Source organism: Ferruginibacter sp., from assembly GCF_031430955.1.
Lineage (GTDB): Bacteria > Bacteroidota > Bacteroidia > Chitinophagales > Chitinophagaceae > Ferruginibacter.
This window is the reverse complement of record NZ_JANPCM010000409.1, coordinates 1-1581: the sequence shown is the minus strand read 5'-3', so window position 1 is coordinate 1581 and position 1581 is coordinate 1. Positions and strand designations below refer to the sequence as shown.

Genomic DNA, 1581 nt, shown 5'->3' with positions numbered 1-1581 from the left:
ACAAGACCAGCCCGTTATGCAGAGAACGGAAATATTGTTACTAAACCTGCATTGAGCGATGCTGAATTTATTGATTTTGAAAAAGTGGGTACACTGGAATCTTTTAATACCGATGGTTTACGCAGCATTTTATTTACGATGAAGCATATACCTAACATGAAAGAAAAAACATTGCGTTACCCGGGGCATATAGATTTAATGAAAGGCCTGATAAAAGCAGGTTTTTTAAATACTGCTCCTGTTAATTTTAAAGGACAAAAAATATCCCCATTAGAATTTACCTCAGCATTACTTTTTGATGAATGGAAATTAGGCGCTGCCGAAGAAGAATTTACTTTGATGACCATTGCAATAAAAGCTGAAGGCAAAACTATTAATTACCTTTTGTACGATGAATATGATGCAGTAACACAAACCAGCAGCATGGGCCGCACAACCGGCTACACCGCTACTGCGGCAGTAAACATGCTGATAAATAAATTATTTATCGCCAAAGGTGTTTTTCCTCCGGAGCTGGTGGGTAAGGACGAAAATTGTTTTAATTTTATACTGAATTATTTGAGTGAGCGCAATGTAATTTATACAAGTTCGGAAATGAATCATTGAGTCATTGATCATTATTAACTGTTTTGGATTTCCAGTATTGTGATTACTTTCAAACATTTTAAACTGCAGGTATTTACAATATTTTATAAGTAAAAAGACAGTACATCAGTTGCAGTTTACTACATTTGCTGATACATTTAAATTATGAAATACACTTTCGCTTCAGCACTGGTTATTTTTTTAGCTGCCTGTAATGGCGGAGATAAAACAATTGACCCTGTTGATCCTGATCTTGTACATAAAGACGCTCCAAAAATTGCTTACAATATTGTAAACATTTATCCGCATGATACCAGTGCTTACACTCAAGGGTTGCAAATGTATAATGGCAAATTATATGAAGGAACAGGTGACTGGGCTAATTCATCTTTACGTATCAGCGATTTAAAAACCGGTAAGGTAGAAAAGAAACATTTAATGGGAAGTACAGAAATATTTGGTGAAGGCATCAATATTTTTAAAGGAAAAATTTATCAGCTTACCTGGAAAAACAATATTGTGTATGTGTATGATATAAACAATATTGATAAACCTCTTAAAACTTTTAACTGGCCTTACCAGGGTTGGGGTATTACTAATAATGGTACCGATTTAATTATAAGCGATGGTACTGCCAATTTATATTTTGTAGATGCGGAAACTTTCAGGGTAAAAAGCACCGTTGCTGTTACTGAAGATGGGGTTCCGATTGATTCTATAAATGAACTGGAATATATTGATGGCTTTGTTTATGCTAATGTTTATCAATCTGATTTCATTATAAAGATTGATCCATCAAGTGGCCATGTTACTGGTAAAATTGATTTGCCGGGTATTATTCAAAAGAATGCACCGGGTTATATTCCTGTGCCAGAAGATGAGGTGCTTAATGGTATTGCTTACGACAGCGCCTCAAAAAAATTATTTATTACCGGCAAGCGCTGGCCTAAAATGTTTGAGATAACCTTGAACTAATTTTTTGCAATTACATAAATA

2 protein-coding genes are annotated in these 1581 nt (G+C 34.7%); both read left to right on the top strand.

Annotation, left to right across the window (positions count from 1 at the left end; genetic code table 11):
• On the top strand, positions 1 to 606 hold a 606-nt coding region (locus tag ACY65O_RS11460), incomplete at its 5' end, for a saccharopine dehydrogenase family protein (RefSeq protein ID WP_462220993.1).
• A gap of 144 nt (positions 607 to 750) precedes the next feature.
• Positions 751 to 1560, top strand: coding sequence for a glutaminyl-peptide cyclotransferase (locus tag ACY65O_RS11455; RefSeq protein ID WP_462220992.1), 810 nt, complete (start codon positions 751 to 753; stop codon positions 1558 to 1560).
• Positions 1561 to 1581 lie beyond the last annotated feature (21 nt).